Below are 21,986 nucleotides of genomic sequence, written 5' to 3' on the forward strand. Positions count from 1 at the left end.
GCTAGCCCTGGACGGGCTTGGCCTTCCAGAAGTAGTTGTGGATGTCGTCGGCGGTGGTCATCCGACGGAAGGTCATCTGCACCCGGTCGCCGATCTTGACCTCGGAGGCATCGGCGAGTGCGCAGTTGAAGCGACCGCCTCCATCGAAGTCGACGACCACGGCGATGGTGGGCGGCGACAGCGAGTAGGCCAGGCGGTCGATGGTGAAGGTGGCGACGGTGCCGAGCACGTCGGCCATCGGGACGAGTTCCATGTCGTCGACCGCTCCACCCTTGACCGACACCCGCTGGGGCGGAAGGTGGATGGCGCCGGAGGTGCGATCCTTCGACCCGACAAAGGCGTACTTCCAGTTCTCCGAACGGAACGAAGGTGGCGCCGCTGGTCCGACGGGATCGGGTCGGCGTGGTGGTTCGCGATCGAGGAAGCCTCGCCACGTGAGGAACTTGGCGTAGTCGAGTGAGTCGTCGCCCGACTCGATCTGCAGGGCGACGGTGAGGCTGGGCGTGTAGTTCGCGATGGCGTCGGTGGCGCGGAAGAAGTTGACGTCGCAGCCGTCGGCCAGGTTGATCACCATTACGGTGGTGCCCGGTGTTGCGGTGTCGAGCGCAGAAGCGAGCAGCAGCATGGGCTGGGGTGTTCCGGTGTTGCCGACGGTGGCCGACAGGTCATCGACCATGGCGGACGCACCGACGCCGGCGGCCTTGGCCGCACCACGGGCGGCCCGGGCATGGAGCCCGGCGACCACGACGAGGTTGATGTCGTCGGGTTCGAGCTGGCACTCCTTGAAGGCGGCGTCGGCAGCCTCGGTGACGAGCGGCAGGTAGACATGCTCGCCGAAGCGGTCCTCCCACACTCGTGAGTGGTCCCAGCCCGGCAGGCGCCAGCGCTCGAGGAACTCGGCGGTCGACGAGGCACCGCCGAGCCACTCGGCGATCACGGGACCGTCGTCGTCGCTGCCGATCATGAGGGCGACGGCGGCGTCTCCTCCATTGGCCTCATCGGCCGAAGAGGGACGACCGGTGCGGACGTCGGACGACACGACGAGCGCCGGGCGGCGGCCTTCGAGCGCTGACCGCAGGGCGAGCGACAGTGACCGGGGGGATCCCCCGGCGTCGCCAGCCATCGAGGCCGACGGCAGGCGCAACGCCGCGTGGATCACGTTGGCGTTGGTCTTGTCGAGGTAGGGCGGCGTGGTGGAGACGAAGGTGAGGGTGTCGGGGGTGACGTCGACCGTGCGCATCAGGGCGCGGGCCGCCTCGACCGACATCGAGGTTGCGTCTTCGTCGAAGCCGGCGACCGTGCGGGTGCCGCGACCGCCGCCACTCCCGAGCGCCGCCGTGATGGCGCTGCGCTGCAGCCGATGGTGAGGGAGGTAGGTCCCGTAGCCGATGAGTCCTCGCACGTGTGCTCCTCGCAGAGGTCGATGTGACGCCCGCGACACTACCGCCCGACCGCTGCGGAGTGCATTTCGGGTCCAGCCGGACACACCGCCACGACGGGATCGCCCGCTTCGATGCGGCGTACTAGCGTCCGCGTCATGGCCATGACCGACACCACCACCACGCCGGCCTCGACCCGCTCGCCTCGCCCGGGCGCCGTCGCCTCACCCAGGACTGCCTACGACACCTTTGCCGTCACGACACTCACGCCCCACCTCGGAGCGGAGATCATCGGCGTCGATCTGTCGGTACCGCTCGATCCCACAACGCTTGCCGACGTCGAGCAGGCGCTTGCCGACTGGGGCGTGTTGGTGTTCCGAGACCAGGTCATCGATCGCGAACAGCACAAGGCGGTCGGGCGACACTTCGGCAAGCTCCACGTGCACCCGATGAACTTCGCACGCAACCAAGACCCCGAGCTGTTGATCGTGAAGACCACCGCCGATTCGCCCTACACCGCAGGTGACGGCTGGCACGCCGACGTGACCTGCGATGCCAACCCACCGTTCGTCTCGGCCCTCTACATCACCGAGACACCCGAGTGCGGTGGCGGCGACACGCTGTACGCCGACATGGCGTTGGCCTACGAACTGCTGTCACCCACGATGCGCAACTTCCTCGAGGGCCTCACTGCGATCCACGACGGTGCCATCCCCTACGTCGGGTCGTACAAGTCGACTCCACCAGAGGGTGGGTATCCCCGCAACGAACATCCGGTCATCGCCCGCCACCCCGTCACCGGACAGAAGCTGCTCTACGTGAACAGCGCGTTCACTTCGCACATCGTCGGGATGCACCGCTGGGAGAGCAAGGCGTTGCTCGAATCGCTCTACGACTTCATCGCCACCACTCCCCGTCTCCATGCCCGTGTCGAATGGCGGCCCAACACGCTGACGCTCTGGGACAACCGTCGCACCCAGCACCACGCAGTGTGGGACTACTACCCGCATTCCCGATACGGCGAACGGGTGTCGGTGCTGTGCGACGAACCGCCAACCGCGGCCGCCACCAACGAAGGGATGACACTCGATGCCCGCTGAACTCACCAGTCCGATCGACATCGGCACCTTCGGGATCTGGAGCGGGCTCGTCGACCTGCACCCAACGAGTCGAGTGCTCGAAATCGTCGCCGAGCTCGACGAAATGGGATGGGGTTGCCTGTGGCGACCGGAGTCGACCGGAAGAGAGCCCTTCGTGTCGGCGGCGATGTGGCTGTCGGCGTGTGACCGCATGGCGGTCGCAACCGGCATCGCCCAGACCTACGCCCGCCACCCGATCACCACGATGGCGGCCGCCCGTACGCTCGACGAGGCCTTCCCTGGTCGGTTCCTCCTCGGGCTCGGCGTCAGCCACGCGCCGCTGGTCGAGGGCGTCCGCAAGCTCGACTACTCGACACCGCTGAAAGACATGGCGGCGCATCTCGACGCTATGGACGCCACGCCGTTCGCCGGCCTCGCCCGCGAGGGTCGACCGCCACGCGTCCTGGCGGCTCTCGGCCCGAAAATGCTGGCGTTGGCGGCCGAGAAGGCCGACGGTGCCCACCCGTACTTCACGACGCCCGACCACACCGTGATCGCGCGCAACGTGATGGGCCCCAACAAGTTCCTCGCCCCGGAGCAGATGGTGGTCATCGAGACTGACGCCGAGGTGGCCCGGCGCATCGCCCGCAAGAACATGGCCCGCTATCTGCAGCTGCCGAACTACACCAACAATCTGCAACGGCTGGGGTTCACCGAAGCCGACATCGCCGACGTGAGTGACCGGCTCGTCGATGCGATCGTGCCGTGGGGCAGTGTCGACGACGTCGTCCCCCGCATCCGTGAACACCTCGACGCCGGTGCCGACCACGTCTGCATCCAGGTCCTGGTCGAGACGACCGAGGTGCCGGTGGCGTCGTATCGCGCGCTGGCCGAGGCACTGCTCGGCTGACCGCGTCGGTTCGAACTGGCGGCCGCGAAGTGACAGGATCACGGCCATGTTGAACGCGCTCGACGACTACCCGATCCACCAGACCCCGGAACCGGTCGCCCAACTGGCAACCACCGATCGCAACGCCTACGACCGCACCTGGTTCAACGGCTACAGCGCCGATGCGTCGTCGTACTTCGGGATCGGGATGGCGATCTATCCCCACCGTGGCGTCATGGACTGCGCGTTCAGCTGCGTGTCCAAGGGAGGCCGCCAGCACGCGTTCTTCGCCTCCCGCAATGCGCCGCTGGAGCGGACCGACATGCGAGTGGGCCCGTTTCGCATCGAGGTGGTCGAGCCGTTGCGGCGAACCCGAGTGGTGCTGGAGGACAACGACACCGGCGTGGCCTGCGACCTCACCTTCTCGGCCCGGACCTCCGGCATCCAGGAAGGGCGCCAGACCCTGTGGCAGGGCGCTCGACGGTTCATGGATGCCACCCGGTTCGACCAGTTCGGCCGCTGGACCGGAACGGTCCAACACCCCGACGGTGAGTTCACGGTCGACGAGTGGCACGGCACCAAGGACCGCTCGTGGGGCATCCGTCCGGTTGGCGAACCCGACACGGCCGGCGCCCCGGCTCGGCCCCGCTCGTTCTTCTTCCTATGGGCCCCGCTGATCTGGGACGACCACGTGTCGCACGCCATCTTCTTCGACGGGGCCAAGGGCGAACCGCTGATTCGCGAAGGCATCGAAGCCCCGTTGTTCGCCAGCGAGGCCGACATCCCGGCGTCGCTCGAGGACACCGACACTCGCATGCTCACCGCCGTCCATCGGGTCGACTATCACCCGGGCACGCGACTGGCCAAGTACGCCGAGATCGACCTGATCCGGCTGGATGGCAGCAAGCGCACGATCGCCATGGAGCCGCAGCTGGTCTTCTACATGAAGGGCCTTGGCTACGGCCACCCCACGTGGCGCCAGGGCATGTGGAAGGGCGAACTCGAGCTGGGCTACGAGGTCTACGAACCGACCGAGATCGACCCGCTCCGACCTGAGAACGTCCACGTGCAGCAGATCGTGACCACCAGCGATGGGACGAAGACCGGCATCGGCGTGCTCGAGCAGATCGCCATCGGTCCCCATTCGCCGTCGGGGCTCACGGGCGCGCTCGACGGCTTTGCCGGCTGACGTCGGTCCGTCAGGCAGCCGCCAACGGTTCAGCGACGAACTGGGTCCGACACAGCTCGGCGTACAGACCTTCGGCGGCGACCAGTTCGTCGTGGGTGCCGAGTTCGACGATGCGACCGCCGTCGACCACGGCAATCTGATCCGCCTTGCGAACGGTGGCCAAGCGGTGGGCGATCACGATCGACGTGCGACCTTCCAGGGCTTGATCGAGCGCGGCATGGACGAGTGTCTCCGAGTTGGCGTCCAGGTGAGCGGTCGCCTCGTCGAGGATGACCACCGACGGATCCTTCAACAGCAGGCGGGCGATAGCGATGCGCTGCTTCTCGCCGCCGGAGAGTCGGTGACCCCGATCGCCGACCACCGTGTCGACACCGTCAGGAAGGCGATCGACGACGTCCCAGATCTGTGCGGCACGGAGCGCCGCCTCGAGGTCGTCGTCGGTCGCCGAAGGCTTCGCGTAGCGCAGGTTCGACGCCAACGTTTCGTGGAACAGGTGCACGTCCTGCGACACGACACCGACGGCGGCCCCGACGCTGGCGAGCGTCGAGTCGCGTAGGTCGATGCCACCGATGCGCACACTGCCACCGGTCGGGTCGTAGAGACGCGAGACCAGTCCGGCGATCGTGGACTTGCCGGCGCCCGATGGACCGACCAGTGCCAGGGTCTGCCCGGGCTCGACCCGGAGCGAGATGCCGTGGAGCACCTGCTCGCTGTCACGATGATCGAGGCGAGCGACGCCCTCGAGCGACGCGAGCGACACCTCGGCCGCATTGGGATACCGGAACTCGACCGAGTCGAACTCGACGGCCACGTTGCCGCCCGGAACCAACACCGGCTCCTCGGCGTCGACGATCATCGGTTCCAGGTCGAGCACCTCGAACACTCGCTCGAAGCTCACCATCGTGGTCATGACGTCGACCTGCACATTCGACAGGGCGGTGAGCGGGCCGTAGAGCCGGTTGAGGTAGGCGGTGAGAGCGACCAGCGTGCCGATGCCGAGCGACCCGGCGGCCGCCATGACGCCGCCGACGCCGTACACCATGGCGACGGCGAGCGAGGCAAGGAGCCCGAGTGAGGTCATGACGATCCGCTGATACATGGCAGCGGTGACGCCGATGTCTCGGACTCGATTGGTCCGCTTGGCGAACGCTGCCGACTCGTCATCGGGACGACCGAAGAGCTTGACCACCATGGCGCCCGACACGTTGAACCGTTCGGTCATCATCTGACCCATCTCGCCGTTGAGCCGATATCGCTCCCTTGTGATCTTCGACAGTCGGTCGCCGGTCCACCGAGCGGGGAGCACGAACAACGGGAGTAGGCCCAGAGCGAGCAACGTGATCTGCCACGACAGCACGAGCATGGCCGTGATCGTGGCGGCAACGCCGATGACGTTGCCCACGACGTTCGACAGAGTCGAGGTGAATGCCTGCTGTGCGCCCTGCACGTCGGAGTTCAGCCGGGTGACGAGCGCTCCGGTCTCGGCTCGGCTGAAGAACCCGATCGGCATGCGTTGGACGTGATCGAACACCTGCGAGCGGAGATCGGCGATCAGCCCCTCGCCGATCCGGGCCGACAGCCAACGCTGCACGATCTCGATGACGGCCGTGGCAACGGCGAGCGCACCGACGAGAAGGCTCAGCCACACGACGAGGTCGGTCCTTCCCGGCGTGATGCCGTCGTCAATGATCGCCTTGAGGACCAGTGGTGTCGCTGCGCCCAACAACGACGAGGCGACGACGAGTGCAAGGAAGCCCGCGATCATGCGCCGATAGGGCTGGGCGAATCGCACGACACGGGCGTAGGTGCCGGGCGCGAGCCGATGGTTCATCACGGAGCGGTCTTGTGAAAGGGAGCGTCCGGGTCGTGGCATGTTGTCTCCGTTGGGGTCGAGCAAAGGGGTTCGGAAGGCAATCGATGTGTCTACCTCATAATGAGTTAAACTCACTACATGGCCGAATCTATTCCCGTGAGCGCGGAAATTGCTGAGCACCTCGAACACTTGAGCAGGCGCATGCGCCATACGGCCCGTGCCCAGTTCGAGCCGCTGGGGATCACACCTGCGCTGGCCAGAGCGCTGCGCATCATCGGACGGGCGGAGACACCGATCCGGATGAGCGAACTGGCCGACCGTCTGCGAGTCGCCCGTCGATCGGCCACGTCGGTGGTCGACGAACTCGCCGAACGGGGCCTGGTCGAACGTTGCGATGACCCCAACGATCGTCGTGCAGTGACGGTCGAGCTCAGCGAGGAGGGTCGGTCATTGATGCGAGAGCTACGGTCACGCCGCCGCAACGCCGGCGCAGCGTTGGTTCGAGGGCTCAGCTCGACGGACCAGGTCGCGCTCCTGGAGCTGCTGCGAAAGCTCGATGCACTGGCTCCACCACACCACCACCGGGCTTGATCGTCAGAGGTCGGTCGCCGGCACCGACTCGAGATCGTCGAGAATGACCCGAAGGCTGTCCATGGTCGTTCGTGGATTGACGATGCATACCCGCAGGCACTGCTCACCCCTGAAGCGAGTCGGGACGATCAGGTAGTCACCAGCACGGGCGTGCGTCTCGCACCACGCCTTGGTGTCGTTCGCCGACAAGTCGGCACGGCGGAAGAGCACGACCGAGAGGTCGGGTTCGAGCAACAGCTCGAGACCGGGTCGAGCTCCGACCTCGTCGGCAAACGCCCGGGCAGTCGTGAGCGTGGCCTCCATCGCATCGGCGTAGGCGTCGGTGCCGTAGGTGGCCAGCGAGAACCACAGCGGCAGGCCCCGGGCCCGGCGAGACAGGTGGTAGGCGTAGTCGGACGGGTTCCATTCCGAACGGTCGACCTCTTCGAGGTAGTCACCGTGTTGGGCGTGGGCGCGAGTGGCCAACTCGGGTTGGCGGTAGACCAGAGCAGCGCAGTCGTAGGGAGCGAACAGCCACTTGTGGGGATCGAGTCCGAAACTGTCCGATCGCTCGATCCCGGCGAACGTGGCGCGTGCCGACGGCGCGCACAGAGCGGCAAGCCCGTAGGCGCCATCGACGTGGAGCCACAGACCCCGCTCCTCGCAGACATCGGCGATTGCGTCGAGTTCGTCGACCGCGCCGGCGTTCGTCGTGCCACCGGTTGCTGCGACGGCGAACACTTCGACTCCGGCCTCGTCAGCCGCGGCGAGGGCAGCTCGTAGCGCCGCTCCGGTCATCCGGTCGCGCTCGTCGATCTGCACGTCGACCAGGCCGGCGTCCATCACGTTCGCCGTGGCCCGGACCGATGCGTGGGCTTCGCACGTGACGGCGATCGAGAGCCGCCCGGTCGAACCGGTGCGCTCCCGGTAGGCCGAACGAGCCGTGACGAGCGCCGACAGATTCGCCGCCGATCCACCACTCACGAACGTACCGCCCGCCGTTGCCGGATAGCCGGCCAGGTCGGCCAGCCAACCGAGCGCCTGGTTCTCGGCCGCGATCGCACCCGCCCCGGCCTCCCACACGCCACCGAAGATCGACGATGCGCTGACGACCAGATCGAACACGGCCGCCGCATTCGTCGGCGCCGTGGGGACATACGCCAGATTCATCGGGTCGTCCATCGGACGACACGCCGGCAGCAGCTGGTCGCGGAAGATCGCCAACGCCCGATGAGCGCCGACACCCGACGGCGACACACACCCGGCCAGGGCCTCGGCCAGCTGTTCGGCCGGCATCGCTCCCCAGCGAGTGTCCTTCGGTTCGCGCAGTCGTTCGATCGCGTAGCCGATCACCGAATGGGCGAACAGATCCGTGCTCTCGTCCCACGTATGCATTCCCGGCATGCCCGCGACCGTACCCCTCCTCCCCACTTCTGTGCGTCAATCCCACCGCCAATCCCGAACTGTGCGTGGAAGTTCCCGCAGGCGGGAAGAATGACGCACAGAACGGTGGGGGCGGTGAGTTTGACGCACAGAACGGTGGGCGAGAGCGGCCCTCAGATGCGCTCGAAGTAGCGGCGCATCTCCCAGTCGGTGACGCTGCGGTCGAAGGCGGCGATCTCGGAGCGGGCGAAGTGGTGATAGTGGTCGACCACATCGTCGCCGAGCAGCCGACGGGCGTCGTCGCTCGACCCGAAGCGCTCGGCAGCCTCGTGCAGCGTGGCCGGGAGCGAGGGAAGGCCGTCGTCGACGTAGGCGTCGCCGCTGAACTCCGGCGGCGGTTCGATCTGCTGCTCGATGCCGTCGAGTCCGCTGGCGAGTGCAGCGGCGAACGCCAGATACGGATTCACGTCGGCGCCCGGAATCCGACATTCGATACGAAGCGACGAACCGTCACCGGCCCGGCCGTCACCGACGACCCGGAACCCGACCGTGCGATTGTCGGTCGACCAGGCGACGCGCGTCGGCGCCCACGACGCCGACTGGAATCGCTTGTAGGAGTTGATCGTCGGGGCGTAACAGACCATCAACGCCGGCGTGTGCTGCATCCAGCCACCCAGGAACCAGCGGAACGCATCACCGCGGCCATCCGGCCGGGAAGGATCCGCGAACGCGTTGCGACCGTCGGCCCAGAGGCTGAGGTGGAGATGGCAGCTGCTCCCCGGCTGGGAGGCGTCGGGCTTGGCCATGAACGAGACGCTCACGCCGAGGGAATCGGCCAGCACCTTGAGCCCGTGCTTCATCACACTGTGGTGGTCGGCCATCGTCAGCGCGTCGCCGTAGCGAACGTTCAGTTCGTGCTGACCGACGGCTGCCTCGCCTTTGGTGCTCTCGATCGGAATGCCCGAGGCCGACAGCACTCGCCGCGCCGGGCCCATCACGTCTTCCACCCGAGCGCTTTGCAGGAGGTGGTAATCTTCGACGTACCAACCGGCTGCTTCGAGCTCGCGATACCCACGCATCTGCGCCTCGCGATAGCTCGAGCGAAACAGGAAGAACTCGAGCTCCGACGCGCAGGCCGTTTCGAAGCCGGCCCTCGCCGCTCGCTCGACTTGCGCCCGCAAGATCGACCGGGGCGCCACGGACACGTGGTGATGAGCCACGTCGTCGTGCACATCGCACAGCACCATTGCCGTGCGATCAGCCCAAGCGGCGAGGCGAAGCGTGGTGAGGTCGGGCACGAGGTGGAAGTCGCCGTAGCCCTTCTCCCACGTCGCCGATGCGTAGCCCGGCACCGGCTCCATCTCCATGTCGACGGTGAGCAGATAGTCGCACGCGTGTGCGCCCTCGGCGATGTGCTCGGCGAAGAAGCGAGCATCGAGCCGCTTGCCCAGCAGCCGGCCGTAGTGATCGGTGAACGCCACCACGACGGTGTCGATCGTCCCGTCGTCGATGTGCCTGGCGAGATCGTCGAGTTGCATCGACCCATCATGACGCATGGCCCCGACCCGGGCCCGACCTGCCTTCGTCGGCCGGCAGCCGCTCCACTAGTGTCCGGACCATGGGGGAAACGACATTGCACATCGAGCCGATCGACGCGTCGTTCGGCGCCTACATCCACGACATCCAACTGGCGCACGTCACCGACGCCATCTGGCCTGCGCTGCGTGAAGCGTGGGTCGAGTACGGCCTGCTCGTCTTCCACGATCAGACCCTGAGCAAAGCCGAGCAGGACGACTTCGCCCGTCGCTTCGGTCCGCTCGAGTTCGGCGCCGCCGCCATCTCGAACCTCGACAAGGACGACAGAATCCACGCCGATCCGGCCGACGATCTGGTCAAGTCGCTGCGAGGCAACGAGGGCTGGCACCACGACAGCACCTACATGCCGGTGCAGGCGATGGGCGCGGTGTTCAGTGCCGAGATCGTCCCGCCGTCGGGCTCCTCCACCGGATTCGCCGACATGCGCGCCGCCTACGACGCGCTCGACGAGGCGACCAAGGGCCAACTCGTCGACCTCCAGGCGCATCACTCGCTCGAGTACAGCCAGGGCCGCGCCGGCTACCTGCCATCGCCGAACAACGAGGGCGGCTACTCGTTCTACGGCTACCACGGTGGGACGGTCCCGCTCCGCCCGATGGTGAAGATCCATCCCGACACCGGCCTGCCGAATCTCTGCGTCGGCCGCCATGCCCACAACGTGGTGGGAATGGACCCGGCCGAGTCCGAGCAGTTCGTCGACTCGATCAACGAGCGTGCGGTGCAGCCGCAGTGGATGCACTACCACCACTGGTCACCGGGCGATGTCGTCGTGTGGGACAACCGTCGCCTCATGCACTGCGCGGTGCCCTTCGACCTGACCGAACCCCGACGCATGTGGCACACCCGCATCGCCGGCAACCCGGTCACCGAGCTCGCCCTCAACTACGACTCGCCCGAGATCACCACCGCCTCTTGACCGCCTCCCGGTCCACCTGCCGGTCGATGGGCTGACCACCGCGCCCGTCGCACCGTCATCGACCTCGGTCCAAAGCGAAGGGGCTACCGCCAGTTCCGGAATAGCTCAGGGGTTCCCAGCAGCTGCTTGCTGGGAGCCCCTGAGCTTTTCTGGGTTTGCTGGGTGGCCCTGAGCTTTGTCGCGTGGCCGGATCAAGCTTGACTTGAATATCGGCAGACAGCAATATTGGCGAATGCAGATATTCGCCGCGGTGGCCGAGCCCAATCGACGGGAGATCCTCGACCTCCTGCGAGACGGCGAACAACCGGCCGGAGCGATCGTCGACACGATCGGGTTGTCCCAGCCCACGGTGTCGCAGCACCTCAAGGTCTTGCGCGAAGCGGGGCTCGTCACCGTGCGGGCCGATGCCAATCGACGGCTCTACCGACTCCAGCCTGCGGCCTTGCTGGAGATCGACGCCTGGCTCGAACCGTTCCGCCAGCTCTGGTCGAACCGACTGGACGCCCTCGAGCGCCACCTCGATTCCCAGGCTGACGACCGCGGCGCACACAACCTCGACCAACACAACCTCGACCCAACCGACACGACACGACACACGAAGGATCAACCATGACCGACCCACGACACCCGCTCGGCACCGTCCGCCGAGACGAGTCCGGCACCTACCTCCAGTTCGAACGACACCTGTCGCACGGACCAGAACGGGTGTGGCGAGCATTGACCGAGAGCGACCAGCTCCGGCACTGGATGCCGTGCGACATCATCGGCGACCGAGCACCGGGCGCCGAGCTCGTCGTGCCGTTCTGGGACGATGTCGCCCAGAAGTACCAGATCGACGAGCCAACCCTCACCGGCCGCATCATCACCTGGGAACCGTTCACCCGCTTCGCCTGGGAGTGGGACGACGAGCTGATCTCCTACGACCTCGCGCCGAACGACGGCGGCACCATCCTGACCCTCGTTGTCCGGCTCGGCAGCAAGAGCCCGGGCGCCGAACTCGTGCTCGCTGGCTACCACGTGTGCCTCGACCAGCTCTGCGAACTGGTCGAGACCGACGCACCGCCACCGTTCATCGACGCCGATCCCTCCGGCTACGAGCAGCTCTACACCGCCCAGCTCAGCGGGAGCTGACGAGTTCGAAGCCTTCGTCGAGCCAGCCGACCTTACCCCCGATCATCTTCTTGACCGGACGATCGAAACGGGCGAGCCGGGCGGCGGCACGGTCGGCGGCATTGCAGTGCGGGCCGGCGCAATAGACCACGAAGATCGTGTCGGCGGGATACGGCGCCAAGGTGTCCTCGTTGATCGTGGCGTGCGGGAAGTACGTGGCGCCCGGGATGTGGGCGTCGTCGAACCCGGCCTGCGTGCCGTTCACGTGGAGCAGGACGAAATCCGGTGCCCCGCCCTGCATCGACTCGTGCACGTCCCAGCAGTCGGTCTCGAGCGAGAGCAGCAACTCGAAGTGCCGGGCGGCGTCCGCTCTACTCGCAGCGGGAATGGCGGTCACGTGGCTCGGGGTGGAGGTGGTCATCGGGGGCGTGTCCTTCTGTTCGGGGTTGTCGCTCGTTGCGACGCCTCCACGATCCTCGAAACCGACCACCCGATCGAGTGGCAGATATGACGTTGTTCGTTACGATCCTGCCATGGTGACGAATCGGTCAGTGGTCGCAGTCGCGTACGACGGGTTGTGTGCGTTCGAGTTCGGCGTCGCCACCGAGCTGTTCGGCCTCGCCCGACCCGAGCTCGACGTCGACTGGTACGACTTCGAGGTGGTGTCGGTCGACCCCGGTCCGCTCCGCACCCTGGGCGGCGTCACGATCTCCGCTCCCACCGATCTCCGACGGATCGAGACCGCAGGCACCGTCGTGCTCCCGGGCTGGCGCAACCCCGCCGAGCGGCCGCCCGAGCCGTTGCTCGATGCGCTGCGAGTCGCCCACGACCGTGGCGCCCGACTCATGTCGATCTGCTCGGGCGTCTTCGTGCTGGCCGCCACCGGACTGCTCGATGGACGATCAGCCACCACCCATTGGCGCTACACCGAGCGACTGCAGCAGGACTACCCGGCCATCGACGTGCAGCCCGACGTCCTCTACATCGACAACGGTCAGCTCCTCACCTCGGCCGGGAGCGCAGCAGGACTCGACCTCGGACTCCATCTCATCCGACGAGACCACGGTCCGACCGCCGCCAACCAGGTGGCGCGCCGCCTCGTCGTCCCACCCCACCGTGACGGCGGCCAGGCCCAGTACATCTCGGCACCGGTGGCACCCGAGAGCGCCACCTCACTCGCCGCCACCATCGACTGGGCGGTCGAGCGACTCCACCAGCCGCTCGCCGTGGCCGACCTCGCTGCTCACGCCTGCATGAACGAACGCACCTTCGCCCGCCGGTTCACCAACGACACCGGACTGTCGCCGCATCGGTGGCTCACACGGCAACGGGTACTGCGGGCCCAGGAGTTGCTCGAGACCACAGACCTCGGCGTCGACGCCGTGGCGATCAGTGCCGGCTTCGGGAGTGCGGCCAACCTGCGCAAACACTTCGAGCGGGAGACCCACACCACACCAACTCGCTATCGAGCCACGTTCGCCCGCTGAGGCGAGCGGCCGGGCGCCGCACCCAGATCAGGCGGAGTCGGTGGAGTTCGGGCTGGCGGGACGAAGGTGCTCGGCGAAGAAGTCGAGAATGATCTCGGCACGCATCTGACGATGCACCGGCGACCCGCTGCGCGACAGCTCGTGGTCCTCGCCGGGGAAACGATAGAAGGTGACGTCACGCCCGAGCAGGCGGAGGGTGACCCACAGCTCCTCGGCCTGGTTGATCGGGCACCGCAGGTCGTTCTCGGAGTGAATCAGCAGCATCGGCACGTGGATGTCGCGTGCCATGGTGCTGGGCGACATCCGCAGATACTCCTCGGGGTCCTCGACCGGATCCACACCGTGTTCGGTGCGAAACGCCGTGGCGATGTCGCTCGCCCACTCCTCGCTGAGCAAGTTGTTGACCGCTCGTTCGGAGCAGATCGCTGAGAACCGGTCGCCGTGGCGAGCGGCGAGCATGGTGGCCATGTAGCCGCCGTAGCTTCCGCCGAGCATGCCGACCCGTTCGCCGTCGCAGAACGAGTACCGGTCGAGCGCCGCGTCGAGCACCGACAACACGTCGTCGACATCGACCGAGCCCCACCCGCTCCCGGGTGCGGCCTTCTGCTTGCGACCGTTGATGGCCTGCCCCCAGGCCGTGTCACGACCGCTGCCGCCCCGGGGATTCGACATGATCACGACGAAGCCGGCCGACGCCTGCATCTGGGCCTCGTCGAAGAACAGCTCCCCGTACTGGGTGAACGGGCCGCCGTGCACGTTGAGCAGTACCGGATAGGAACCGGACTCCTCGAAGCCCTCGGGACGCATGATCCACGCGTCGATCTCGCCACTTCCGTCGGCACACGGGGCCGTGAACTTCTCCCACTGCCGCCACGACCGGCTGAACGACGTCACCCGCTTCAGCTCGGCGTCGCCCTCGGCGAGCCAGAGCTCGGGGGTCTGGTCGACACGACTGATCGCCGCTGCCAACGCGCCCCCCTGAGCGGAGAACGCGCCCACCGTGATCGGACCGGAGGTGATCGGCTCGGGCGTGGCACCATCGACGGTCAGTCGGTAGAGGTGGGTCTCCCCGCGGTCCTCGGCCGTCGCCAGCAGCGTGGCGTCGTCGAGCCAGACCGGGGCGACCGCGCCTGCCGTGCAGACGAAGGTCCGATCGAGCCCTTCGCTGATCCAGCGACGATCCGAGCCGTCGGTCTGCACCACACCGATGCGGAAGTTCTGTGGGAACAGAAGTGAGTCGTCGACTCCGTAGAAGGCGACCAGCGAACCGTCGGGCGAGACCGACGGGCCGCCGTACAACCCGGTCTGCTGCGTGAGCGCCACCACCTCTCCGTCGAGCGGAACGAGATAGAGGTCCTCGGCCAGATCACGATCCCAGGTGTCGTGGCGCTGCGCGCTGGTGACGACACCGGACGAATCGGCCAACCAAGAGATCCCCGTGTGCTGGAACGGTCCAGGTGTGAGGTTCCGAGGCGAGCCGGTGCCGTCGGCGCGAACGACGTACAGGTGCTGGGGCCGGTCGAAAACCCAATCCTCGCCGTTCAACCGCGAGAAGAACCGCTCGACCTTGCGGGGCGACTGCCACGACTCGTCCTTCGCCTCGTAGCGCGAGTCGCGAGTGCGACTGGTGAACGCGAGCCATTGACCATCGGGTGACCACGCGACGTCCCCGAGCCCGTCGGGCATCGCACAGAGCTGGCGGACCTCGCCCGGCCCGTCGACCGGCAGCACGTGGAGCGTCGCCTCCCCTTTCGTCTCGCTCCGCTGGCTCGTGAAGGCCAACCAGCGCCCGTCGGGCGACCACACCGGGCCGGCATCTTTCGGTCCCGCCGTGAGCGGCGCACCGTCGAGCCACACCCGGGACGAGGACTGGTTGGCGTCGAGATCGACCGTTCGCACCACCGACGCGAGGCGGCCGCCGTCGGGCGACAGCGCCGGCGCTCCCACCGTGGTCAATCCGTGCAGGTGATCTCGGGCAACCGCAGCGTGCGGGGACCGATCTGTTGCGTCGCTGTTCCCAGTCATCCCGAGACGGTAGCGCCACGGCTGGGCTACGGCCGGAGCTTTCTGCGCCACCCATTCGCCCACGATCCAGCCGGACGCTCACGACGGCGCAGCGCGGGTGAGATCGGCAGTCGTCCGCAGTAGGTTCGTTCCATGGCGATTGCGTGCGTGTACTGCGGGGGCGAGCACGAGACGGCGGCCCAAGTCCGCCAGTGCTGGCAGCAACACGACGAGCCGACAATGCAGACGACGGCGAGCTACGCGGCCACCGGCCCCGCGTCGTCCGCCGAACCGATGCCCGAGCCGTGGCCAGACAGGGTGGAAGACCAACACCTCCCTCCCCCGCTCGACGACGACGAGCGCCGACCGGCACCCCGACCGCTCCCGCCCCGCGTCGCGCCGATCGAGGCCCGCCGAGGCGCTGCGCCGGCCCACCCCGGCCCCGACGAGCTCGGACGCAACGCCGTCGTCACCTCCGGCGTCACACCACCGCCACCCTGGAACACCGCGGAGCGGGTGGTCATCGACGCGACGACACTCGCCCGCCCGACCGACACGCTGCAGCGACTGCGAGATGCGGCGTTCGCTCGGCGGCGCGTCGCCATCGAACTCGCCGTCGATCTCGAGCAACCGCCGGCATCGATCGAGCGACGCCCACCTCACGAACTACATCCCTCCTTCGCGTTCGAGCTCGACGAGTTGTGGCACCACGTGTGGTCGAACAGCGTCGACCTCCGGAAGCCTGATCAGCCTCGGTGGATCGGGCTCGACACCGCCATCGCTGCGGGCGCCATCCCGGTCGGCGACGGGACCGCCGACGTCGAACTCGCCTCCGGCCTTCGGGTGTGGATCGATGGAGGACCGTTCCGCCATACCGACCCCATCGACGGTGTTGCCGTCGTCCCCTTCGTCTCGATCGAACACCGAGCGCCCGCCGTCCCCGGCCCCAACGTCGCAACGGCCGATCTCGCTCCCGACCAGCTCGCTGCGGTCACCCACGCAGGTGGCACGGCACGCATCATCGCGCCTGCCGGGTCGGGCAAGACCCGGGTCCTCACCGAGCGCGCACGGCATCTGCTCATCAACTGGAACGTTCCACCCAGTGCCGTGAGCCTCGTTGCCTTCAACAAGCGGGCGCAGGAGGAGATCGCCGAACGCACCGACGACCTTCCGATGCTCGGCATCCGGACACTCAACGCCATTGGCCTGGCGATCGTGAACGGCACCCCTCCGTTCGCTCCCCAACCCAAGCGATGGAACACCATCGGCGAGATCGAGGTCCGCCGGATCATCGGCAAGCTCGTCTCGTTTCCGCGCCGCCGCAATGCCGACCCGGTCGCTCCGTGGATCGAGGCACTCAGCGTCATTCGCCTCGGCCTTGTCGATCCGAGCGACGTCGAGGCCCGCTACGACGGTGACGTCGACGGGCTGGCCGAGATGTGGCCGTCGTATCGGGCCGAGCTCGCCCGAGCCGGGGCAGTCGACTTCGACGACCAGATCTACCGGGCGCTCGAGGTGCTGCTCACCCAGCCCGACGCCCGGGCCACGGCCCAGCGGGCCTGCCGAGTCATGCTCGTCGACGAGTTCCAAGACCTCACGCCCGCCCATGTGCTGCTCATCCGGCTCCTCGCCTCGCCCGGCGGTGCCGTGTTCGGCGTCGGCGACGACGACCAGACGATCTACGGCTACAACGGCGCCGATCCGGCATGGCTCATCGACTTCGACGTGTTGTTCCCGGGGGCCGAGTCGCACCCCCTCGAGGTCAACTACCGATGTCCGGCCGGCATCGTCGACGCCGTCGATCGACTCCTGCGACACAACACTCGCCGTGTCCACAAGACCATCCGAGCGAGTTCGGTAGATCCGTCGGGTTGGCGAGCCGAGTCGTCGGCCGACCCCGTTGCCACCACGGTTGCGTCGGTTCGAGCGGCGCTCACCGACGGCGCGACACCCTCCGACATCGCCGTGCTGACGCGAGTCAACGCCGTGCTCGCCCCGGTACAAGTGGCCCTCGGCGTTGCCGGCATTCCGGTGAACGGCGGCGTCGGGCCCGAGTTCGCCGAACGAACGGCGATCCGCACCGTGCTCGCCTGGATCGCGCTGGCGACGACCGGTGCCGGCGGCCGCCAACGGTTCGCCACCGACGACGTGCGCGAGGCGTTGCGCCGACCATCGCGATCCTTCCACCCCCGCATCAACGACTGGATCGCCGAACAGGCGAGCCTCGACGATCTCGAACGGTTGGCGGACCGGCTCAACAACGACAAGGACGCCGACCGGCTCCGAGGATTCACCGGCGACATTGCAGCGCTGCAGCGGCTTGCCCGCTCCGGTGCGACGACGAGCCGACTGGTCACGTCATTGATCGACGACATCGGGCTGGCTGGGGCCGTGACCACACTCGACGTGCACCGACGGGGCATGAATCGTGCAGCGCAGAGCGACGACCTCACGGCGATCGGTCAACTGGCTCGCCTGCACGACGACCCGGCCACGTTCGGCTCGTGGCTGCGCTCGCAACTTGCCGTTCGGGGATCAAACGACGGCGTCGTGCTCGCCACGGTGCATCGGGTGAAGGGGCAGGAATGGCCCCATGTCGTGGTGCACCTCGCCGACGACGAGCAGTACCCCCATCGACTCGCCGACGACGTCGAGGAGGAACGTCGGCTGTTCCATGTCGGCATCACCCGGGCCAGCAGCGAAGCCACGATCGTGACCGGGCCGCACCCCAGTCCCTTCATCGCCGAACTCTCCAACGAACCGTCGCAGAGCGCGCCGGTGCGGCTCCACGCCACCCCACCGCCCACCACGACACGATCGTCGGCCAAGGCCGGCGACCCCCAGGCCGAACTCGATGAGCAAGGTCAGGCACGGTATGACCGGCTGGTCGAACTGCGTCACGAACTGCGCGACGGCAAGCCCGCCTACGTGGTCTTCGACAACAAGACGGCCGTCGCCATCGCGGCGGCAGCACCGACGACGCTTCGAGCCCTCGGTCGAGTGAAGGGCATCGGGCCGACCAAGCTCGACAAGTACGGCGAGGCCATCCTCCGAGTGATCAACGCATGACGCAGCCGGCCGAGCCACGTTCGGCCGTCAGGAGCCGACCACGGTGACAATGGGATCGTCGTCGCCGAAGAGCCGCTGTACCAAGTCGGCCCTCCGCTGTTGGACCGCCGCCTGGTTGACATAGCCCTTGTCGGTGATCTCGTAGGCGCCCGGGTCCGGGGGCTCGTCGAGGATCAGGAACCGGTCGATTCGGGTGGACGAACTCGGATGCGCAGCATTGTGCCGAGCGAGACCGGCGGCAATGGCGGCGCGCACCGCTGATGACGACTCGATCGGGTCGTCGCTTGCAACCGCCACGCACTGCTCGGCGTTGAGCCACACCATGAGCCCGACATGGTCCTGGTTCAGCCCGCAGACCACGGCGTCGCGCACCAGCGGCGACGTCGCCGCAACGGCCTGCGAACGCAGCGCCCCGGCGCTGACCCACGTTCCGCTCTGCAGCTTGAAGTCCTCGGCCACTCGACCGGCGAAGACCAGACCGCGTTGCGGGTCGTCCGGGTCACAGAACCGGACGGCGTCGCCCATGCAGAAGAAGCCTTCGTCGTCGAACGCCTCAGCGGTCTTCTCCGGCGCCTTCAAATACCCACGCGTGACGCCGCGCGACCGAATCCGGATCTCGTACCGGCCACCGCCCACTGGCAGCAGCTTCACCTCGGCCCCCGGGGCCGGGAGACCGAGCACGTCGAGGTCGTCGCACGGCCAATCCCGCAGCAGCCCGATGCTCACCTCGGTCGACAGCAGGCTGGTTCCCATCACGAGCCGCTCGCCGGTGTGCCGACGATGGAGCACTTCGAGTCGCTCGGCCAGCGGCGCCGGCATGGCCGCCGAACCGAACTGCATGGTGTCGACGTTGGCGAAGAACAGCTCGGCGAGCCCGGGATCGCGCTCGAGGGCGTCGGTCAGCACTGCCCACCCCAGCGGTGCTCCGCTGTAGGTGGTCGGCCGCACCTGGCGCATGTTCTCGATGGTGGCCTCGAACTGGCCGGGCACCGGACGGCCGGTGTCGAGGTAGACCGAGCCGCCCCTGGCGATCACGCCGTTGAGCCGCATCACCCCGGCACCGACATGACTCCACGGCATCCAATCGAGCACCCTGGGGGCCCGATCTCCGAACCCGAAACCACGACTCGCCGCATTGCTCGCGAGCTGGCCGCATGCCATCCCGTGGTCGTGGATGACGCCCTTCGGCATACCAGTGGAGCCGGAGGTGAACATGTAGCGCGTGATCGTGTCGTGGTCGATGGCGTCGATCGACGCCTCGACGTCGGCGGTCGCCACCGTGGCGGACACCGCTTCGAACGACACCATTGGCGTCGACGCAGCAACCGCTCCGCCATTCCCTGGCGCACCGATGTAGGTGACGCCGTCGTCGGCGAAGCCGATGGATTCGAGCGCCGACGCATGCACCGACAGGTCTTCGGCGAAAACGAAGCTCGGTGCCACCAGATCCAGGACGGCCGCCAACTTGGGGAATGCCCCGGCGACCGTCGAGTACGACAAGCTCACCGGCACCGTGGGAACACGTGCCATCTGCGCGCCCCACACCATGACGAAATGCTGGATCGACGCCGGCGACAGCAGCGCCAGCGGATGATCGACATCGGCTCCTCGATCGAGCAGCCACTGCGCAGTCGAGCGAGTCCGCTCGACGGCCTCACCGTAGCGAAGCTCCTCCCACGAACCGTCCGGCCGCTTCTGGGCCAGCAGCACGGCGTCGGGCGTCGCCTCCGCTCGGTCGAGCAACACGTGCACGAGGCTGCGTTCAAGCGGCCCGAGCCTGCGGGGATTCGTCAGCAGCAGGGTGCCGTCGGCACGCGAGTCCACGATGACTCGCGGCTCGCCATCGACCAAGGCTGTCTCCATCGGGCGAATCTGGTTCGCCCTGGCGACGCTGTCAACCTCCCAACGCCGAGAACCACGGAACCCTCAGAACGACCCGAGCTGTAGCTTCGTCGCCGTCGGCATGTCCAGCCACGGATCGGCCGGGCGACCGAACAGATAGCCCTGGGCAAGCGGGACCCCGAGGGAGATCAGACACGCCGCCTCCTCGAAGGTCTCGACCCCCTCGGCAAGCACACATGCGCCGATGCGACGGGAGAACAACTCGATCATCTCGACCAGCGCTTCCTTGGCCTCGTCGCTGTCGATGCTCTCGACGAGCCCGCGGTCGAGCTTCAGCACGTCCGGACGGACGTCGAGAAGCTGACGAAGCCCGGTCTGTCCGGTGCCGGCATTGTCGATTGCGAACCGCGCGCCGGCTGAGCGCAGCTCGGCCACGACCGACGCCATCATCGGCCACGACCACGGTCGGTGCTCGGTGATCTCGAGCACGACGCCGTCGAGGTCGCCTTCGTCGTGCAACAGGTGGCGGACCCGCGGCGAGCGCAGGGCATCCGGGTCGACGTTCAGACTGAGGAAGCAGTTCTCCGGGAGCGACGACCGATGGGACAGCGCGAGCGACAAACACGTTGCCTCCAGATCGGCGCCCGCACCGAACTCGTGGGCCGCGGCAAACCACTCCTCCGGCCCGAGGTAGCGACCGGAGCCGTCGGCGAACCGGGTCAGGGCTTCGTACCCAACGACCGCCTTCGCTCGCAGATCCACGATCGGCTGGAAAACCGTGCGAACGCCCTCGCCACGCAACGCTCGCTCGATGCGTTCCGCCCAACGGAGGCCTTCTTCGCCGACGGTTCGGGTGGGTGGACTCAGCGTCGTGAACATGTGGCTCTCCGTCTACACGACGTGACCGCGGACCTGATCACGTGCCTGACGACCATCGACCACGCCGGCCGAGAACTTGAGCCATTTGCCCCATGCCGTGCCGGTCGGCTGCTGTTCGCGGTGCGGTCGACCGGTCACTACGCTGACCCGATGTCCGATCAGAACGCCTGGCTCGCCCTCACCACCAAGAACCCCGGTCACTCCACCTGGTACATCGAGCGGTTCCAGACCATGGCAGCAGAGGGCAAGGATCTCCACGGTGAGGCCCGCATGCTCGATGCCATGGCAGCCCGTGGCAGCCGCATTCTCGACGCCGGCTGCGGGCCCGGGCGCGTCGGCGCTCGCCTCGCCGAACTGGGCCATGAGGTCGTCGGCGTCGATCTCGATCCCGTCCTGATCGACCATGCACGCAGCGAGCACCCGGACTCGACCTGGATCGTGGCCGACCTGGCCGACCTCGACCTGGCGGCTCACGGGGTGTCGGACCCGTTCGATCTGATCGTGAGCGCCGGCAACGTCGTCACCTTCCTCGCCCCGAGTACCCGTCGAGCGGTGCTGGCCAACCTCTGCGACCTGCTCGCCGACGACGGACGACTGGTGGTGGGGTTCGGGGCCGGTCGCGACTACGCCTTCGACGACTTTTTTGCCGACGCCGAATCAGTCGGCCTGGTCCGGCTCCTCGACGTGGGAACGTGGGACCTTCGCCCGTTCACGACCGACTCCGACTTCCTGATCGCCGTCCTCGCACGCCGAGCCGGCACTGCGGGCTGACCATCCCGGC

At 67.5% G+C, this 21,986-nt stretch carries 18 protein-coding genes; 10 read left to right on the plus strand and 8 right to left on the minus strand.

Features of this window, described 5'->3' with window-relative positions; all coding sequences use genetic code 11:
- Position 1: 1 nt before the first annotated feature.
- Entirely contained in the window at positions 2–1,402 is a 1,401-nt protein-coding gene (locus R2733_00795; GenBank protein MEZ5375016.1) for an OB-fold domain-containing protein, read from the minus strand.
- A 135-nt stretch (positions 1,403–1,537) separates the two neighbouring features.
- Here R2733_00795 and R2733_00800 point away from each other — a divergent pair, with 135 nt between their 5' ends.
- Genes R2733_00800 through R2733_00810 form a run of 3 tightly spaced genes read left to right on the plus strand, consistent with a single transcriptional unit; the run spans position 1,538 to position 4,536 of the window.
- Positions 1,538–2,479, plus strand: coding sequence for a TauD/TfdA family dioxygenase (locus tag R2733_00800; protein ID MEZ5375017.1), 942 nt, complete (start codon positions 1,538–1,540; stop codon positions 2,477–2,479).
- A complete protein-coding gene (locus R2733_00805; GenBank protein MEZ5375018.1) occupies positions 2,469–3,368 on the plus strand; it encodes an LLM class F420-dependent oxidoreductase in 900 nt (299 codons plus the stop codon). The genes R2733_00800 and R2733_00805 overlap by 11 nt, the downstream gene beginning before the upstream one ends.
- Before the next feature lie 46 nt (positions 3,369–3,414).
- Entirely contained in the window at positions 3,415–4,536 is a 1,122-nt protein-coding gene (locus R2733_00810) for a hypothetical protein (protein ID MEZ5375019.1), read from the plus strand.
- A gap of 10 nt (positions 4,537–4,546) precedes the next feature.
- On the opposite strand, the gene R2733_00815 is transcribed toward R2733_00810, so the two are convergent.
- A complete protein-coding gene (locus R2733_00815) occupies positions 4,547–6,367 on the minus strand; it encodes an ABC transporter ATP-binding protein (GenBank protein ID MEZ5375020.1) in 1,821 nt (606 codons plus the stop codon).
- Between the two features lie 120 nt (positions 6,368–6,487).
- On the opposite strand from R2733_00815, the gene R2733_00820 reads away from it, so the two are divergent.
- Positions 6,488–6,940 carry a MarR family transcriptional regulator gene (locus R2733_00820; protein MEZ5375021.1) on the plus strand — a complete coding sequence of 151 codons (453 nt, stop codon included), beginning with the start codon at positions 6,488–6,490 and terminating at the stop codon, positions 6,938–6,940.
- Positions 6,941–6,943: 3 nt separating this feature from the next.
- On the opposite strand, the gene R2733_00825 is transcribed toward R2733_00820, so the two are convergent.
- Complete coding sequence (locus R2733_00825; protein MEZ5375022.1) at positions 6,944–8,323, minus strand: pyridoxal-dependent decarboxylase; 1,380 nt, start codon at positions 8,321–8,323, stop codon at positions 6,944–6,946.
- Between the two features lie 152 nt (positions 8,324–8,475).
- The gene (locus R2733_00830; GenBank protein MEZ5375023.1) at positions 8,476–9,840 is read right to left on the minus strand and encodes a glutamine synthetase family protein; all 1,365 of its coding nucleotides are present in this window, start codon (positions 9,838–9,840) and stop codon (positions 8,476–8,478) included.
- Between the two features lie 80 nt (positions 9,841–9,920).
- Here R2733_00830 and R2733_00835 point away from each other — a divergent pair, with 80 nt between their 5' ends.
- From R2733_00835 to R2733_00845, 3 genes are all read left to right on the plus strand, one after another.
- Positions 9,921–10,814: a TauD/TfdA family dioxygenase gene (locus tag R2733_00835; GenBank protein ID MEZ5375024.1), complete on the plus strand. Its 894-nt coding sequence runs from the start codon at positions 9,921–9,923 to the stop codon at positions 10,812–10,814.
- 232 nt (positions 10,815–11,046) lie between these two features.
- Positions 11,047–11,427 carry a metalloregulator ArsR/SmtB family transcription factor gene (locus R2733_00840; protein ID MEZ5375025.1) on the plus strand — a complete coding sequence of 127 codons (381 nt, stop codon included), beginning with the start codon at positions 11,047–11,049 and terminating at the stop codon, positions 11,425–11,427.
- Positions 11,424–11,945, plus strand: coding sequence for an SRPBCC family protein (locus R2733_00845; GenBank protein ID MEZ5375026.1), 522 nt, complete (start codon positions 11,424–11,426; stop codon positions 11,943–11,945). Before R2733_00840 ends, R2733_00845 begins: the two co-directional genes overlap by 4 nt.
- On the opposite strand, the gene R2733_00850 is transcribed toward R2733_00845, so the two are convergent.
- On the minus strand, positions 11,932–12,345 hold the full coding sequence (locus R2733_00850; protein ID MEZ5375027.1) for a hypothetical protein: 414 nt from the start codon (positions 12,343–12,345) through the stop codon (positions 11,932–11,934). The two genes, R2733_00845 and R2733_00850, sit on opposite strands and share 14 nt — an antisense overlap.
- 112 nt (positions 12,346–12,457) lie before the next feature.
- Between R2733_00850 and ftrA the strand changes: the two genes are divergently transcribed.
- The gene (gene ftrA / locus R2733_00855; protein MEZ5375028.1) at positions 12,458–13,411 is read left to right on the plus strand and encodes a transcriptional regulator FtrA; all 954 of its coding nucleotides are present in this window, start codon (positions 12,458–12,460) and stop codon (positions 13,409–13,411) included.
- 27 nt (positions 13,412–13,438) lie between these two features.
- On the opposite strand, the gene R2733_00860 is transcribed toward ftrA, so the two are convergent.
- The gene (locus R2733_00860) at positions 13,439–15,436 is read right to left on the minus strand and encodes a S9 family peptidase (GenBank protein ID MEZ5375029.1); all 1,998 of its coding nucleotides are present in this window, start codon (positions 15,434–15,436) and stop codon (positions 13,439–13,441) included.
- Between the two features lie 132 nt (positions 15,437–15,568).
- Between R2733_00860 and R2733_00865 the strand changes: the two genes are divergently transcribed.
- Positions 15,569–18,484 carry an ATP-dependent DNA helicase UvrD2 gene (locus R2733_00865; GenBank protein MEZ5375030.1) on the plus strand — a complete coding sequence of 972 codons (2,916 nt, stop codon included), beginning with the start codon at positions 15,569–15,571 and terminating at the stop codon, positions 18,482–18,484.
- Positions 18,485–18,511: 27 nt separating this feature from the next.
- Here R2733_00865 and R2733_00870 read toward each other — a convergent pair whose 3' ends face one another.
- Both R2733_00870 and R2733_00875 read right to left on the minus strand, forming a co-directional pair.
- Positions 18,512–20,347 carry an AMP-binding protein gene (locus tag R2733_00870; protein MEZ5375031.1) on the minus strand — a complete coding sequence of 612 codons (1,836 nt, stop codon included), beginning with the start codon at positions 20,345–20,347 and terminating at the stop codon, positions 18,512–18,514.
- Between the two features lie 63 nt (positions 20,348–20,410).
- Positions 20,411–21,205: an EAL domain-containing protein gene (locus R2733_00875; GenBank protein ID MEZ5375032.1), complete on the minus strand. Its 795-nt coding sequence runs from the start codon at positions 21,203–21,205 to the stop codon at positions 20,411–20,413.
- A 150-nt stretch (positions 21,206–21,355) separates the two neighbouring features.
- Here R2733_00875 and R2733_00880 point away from each other — a divergent pair, with 150 nt between their 5' ends.
- Positions 21,356–21,976, plus strand: coding sequence for a class I SAM-dependent methyltransferase (locus tag R2733_00880; GenBank protein MEZ5375033.1), 621 nt, complete (start codon positions 21,356–21,358; stop codon positions 21,974–21,976).
- Positions 21,977–21,986 lie beyond the last annotated feature (10 nt).

This window comes from Acidimicrobiales bacterium (genome assembly GCA_041394265.1).
Classification (GTDB): Bacteria; Actinomycetota; Acidimicrobiia; order Acidimicrobiales; family SZUA-35; genus JBBQUN01.

Coding starts and splice junctions, on each gene's coding strand:
- R2733_00800 (MEZ5375017.1), top strand. CDS start 1,538: ATGGCCATGACCGACACCACCACCACGCCGGCCTCGACCCGCTCGCCT.
- R2733_00805 (MEZ5375018.1), top strand. CDS start 2,469: ATGCCCGCTGAACTCACCAGTCCGATCGACATCGGCACCTTCGGGATC.
- R2733_00810 (MEZ5375019.1), top strand. CDS start 3,415: ATGTTGAACGCGCTCGACGACTACCCGATCCACCAGACCCCGGAACCG.
- R2733_00815 (MEZ5375020.1), bottom strand. CDS start 6,367: ATGAACCATCGGCTCGCGCCCGGCACCTACGCCCGTGTCGTGCGATTC.
- R2733_00820 (MEZ5375021.1), top strand. CDS start 6,488: ATGGCCGAATCTATTCCCGTGAGCGCGGAAATTGCTGAGCACCTCGAA.
- R2733_00825 (MEZ5375022.1), bottom strand. CDS start 8,323: ATGCCGGGAATGCATACGTGGGACGAGAGCACGGATCTGTTCGCCCAT.
- R2733_00830 (MEZ5375023.1), bottom strand. CDS start 9,840: ATGCAACTCGACGATCTCGCCAGGCACATCGACGACGGGACGATCGAC.
- R2733_00835 (MEZ5375024.1), top strand. CDS start 9,921: ATGGGGGAAACGACATTGCACATCGAGCCGATCGACGCGTCGTTCGGC.
- R2733_00840 (MEZ5375025.1), top strand. CDS start 11,047: ATGCAGATATTCGCCGCGGTGGCCGAGCCCAATCGACGGGAGATCCTC.
- R2733_00845 (MEZ5375026.1), top strand. CDS start 11,424: ATGACCGACCCACGACACCCGCTCGGCACCGTCCGCCGAGACGAGTCC.
- R2733_00850 (MEZ5375027.1), bottom strand. CDS start 12,345: ATGACCACCTCCACCCCGAGCCACGTGACCGCCATTCCCGCTGCGAGT.
- ftrA (MEZ5375028.1), top strand. CDS start 12,458: ATGGTGACGAATCGGTCAGTGGTCGCAGTCGCGTACGACGGGTTGTGT.
- R2733_00860 (MEZ5375029.1), bottom strand. CDS start 15,436: ATGACTGGGAACAGCGACGCAACAGATCGGTCCCCGCACGCTGCGGTT.
- R2733_00865 (MEZ5375030.1), top strand. CDS start 15,569: ATGGCGATTGCGTGCGTGTACTGCGGGGGCGAGCACGAGACGGCGGCC.
- R2733_00870 (MEZ5375031.1), bottom strand. CDS start 20,347: ATGGAGACAGCCTTGGTCGATGGCGAGCCGCGAGTCATCGTGGACTCG.
- R2733_00875 (MEZ5375032.1), bottom strand. CDS start 21,205: ATGTTCACGACGCTGAGTCCACCCACCCGAACCGTCGGCGAAGAAGGC.
- R2733_00880 (MEZ5375033.1), top strand. CDS start 21,356: ATGTCCGATCAGAACGCCTGGCTCGCCCTCACCACCAAGAACCCCGGT.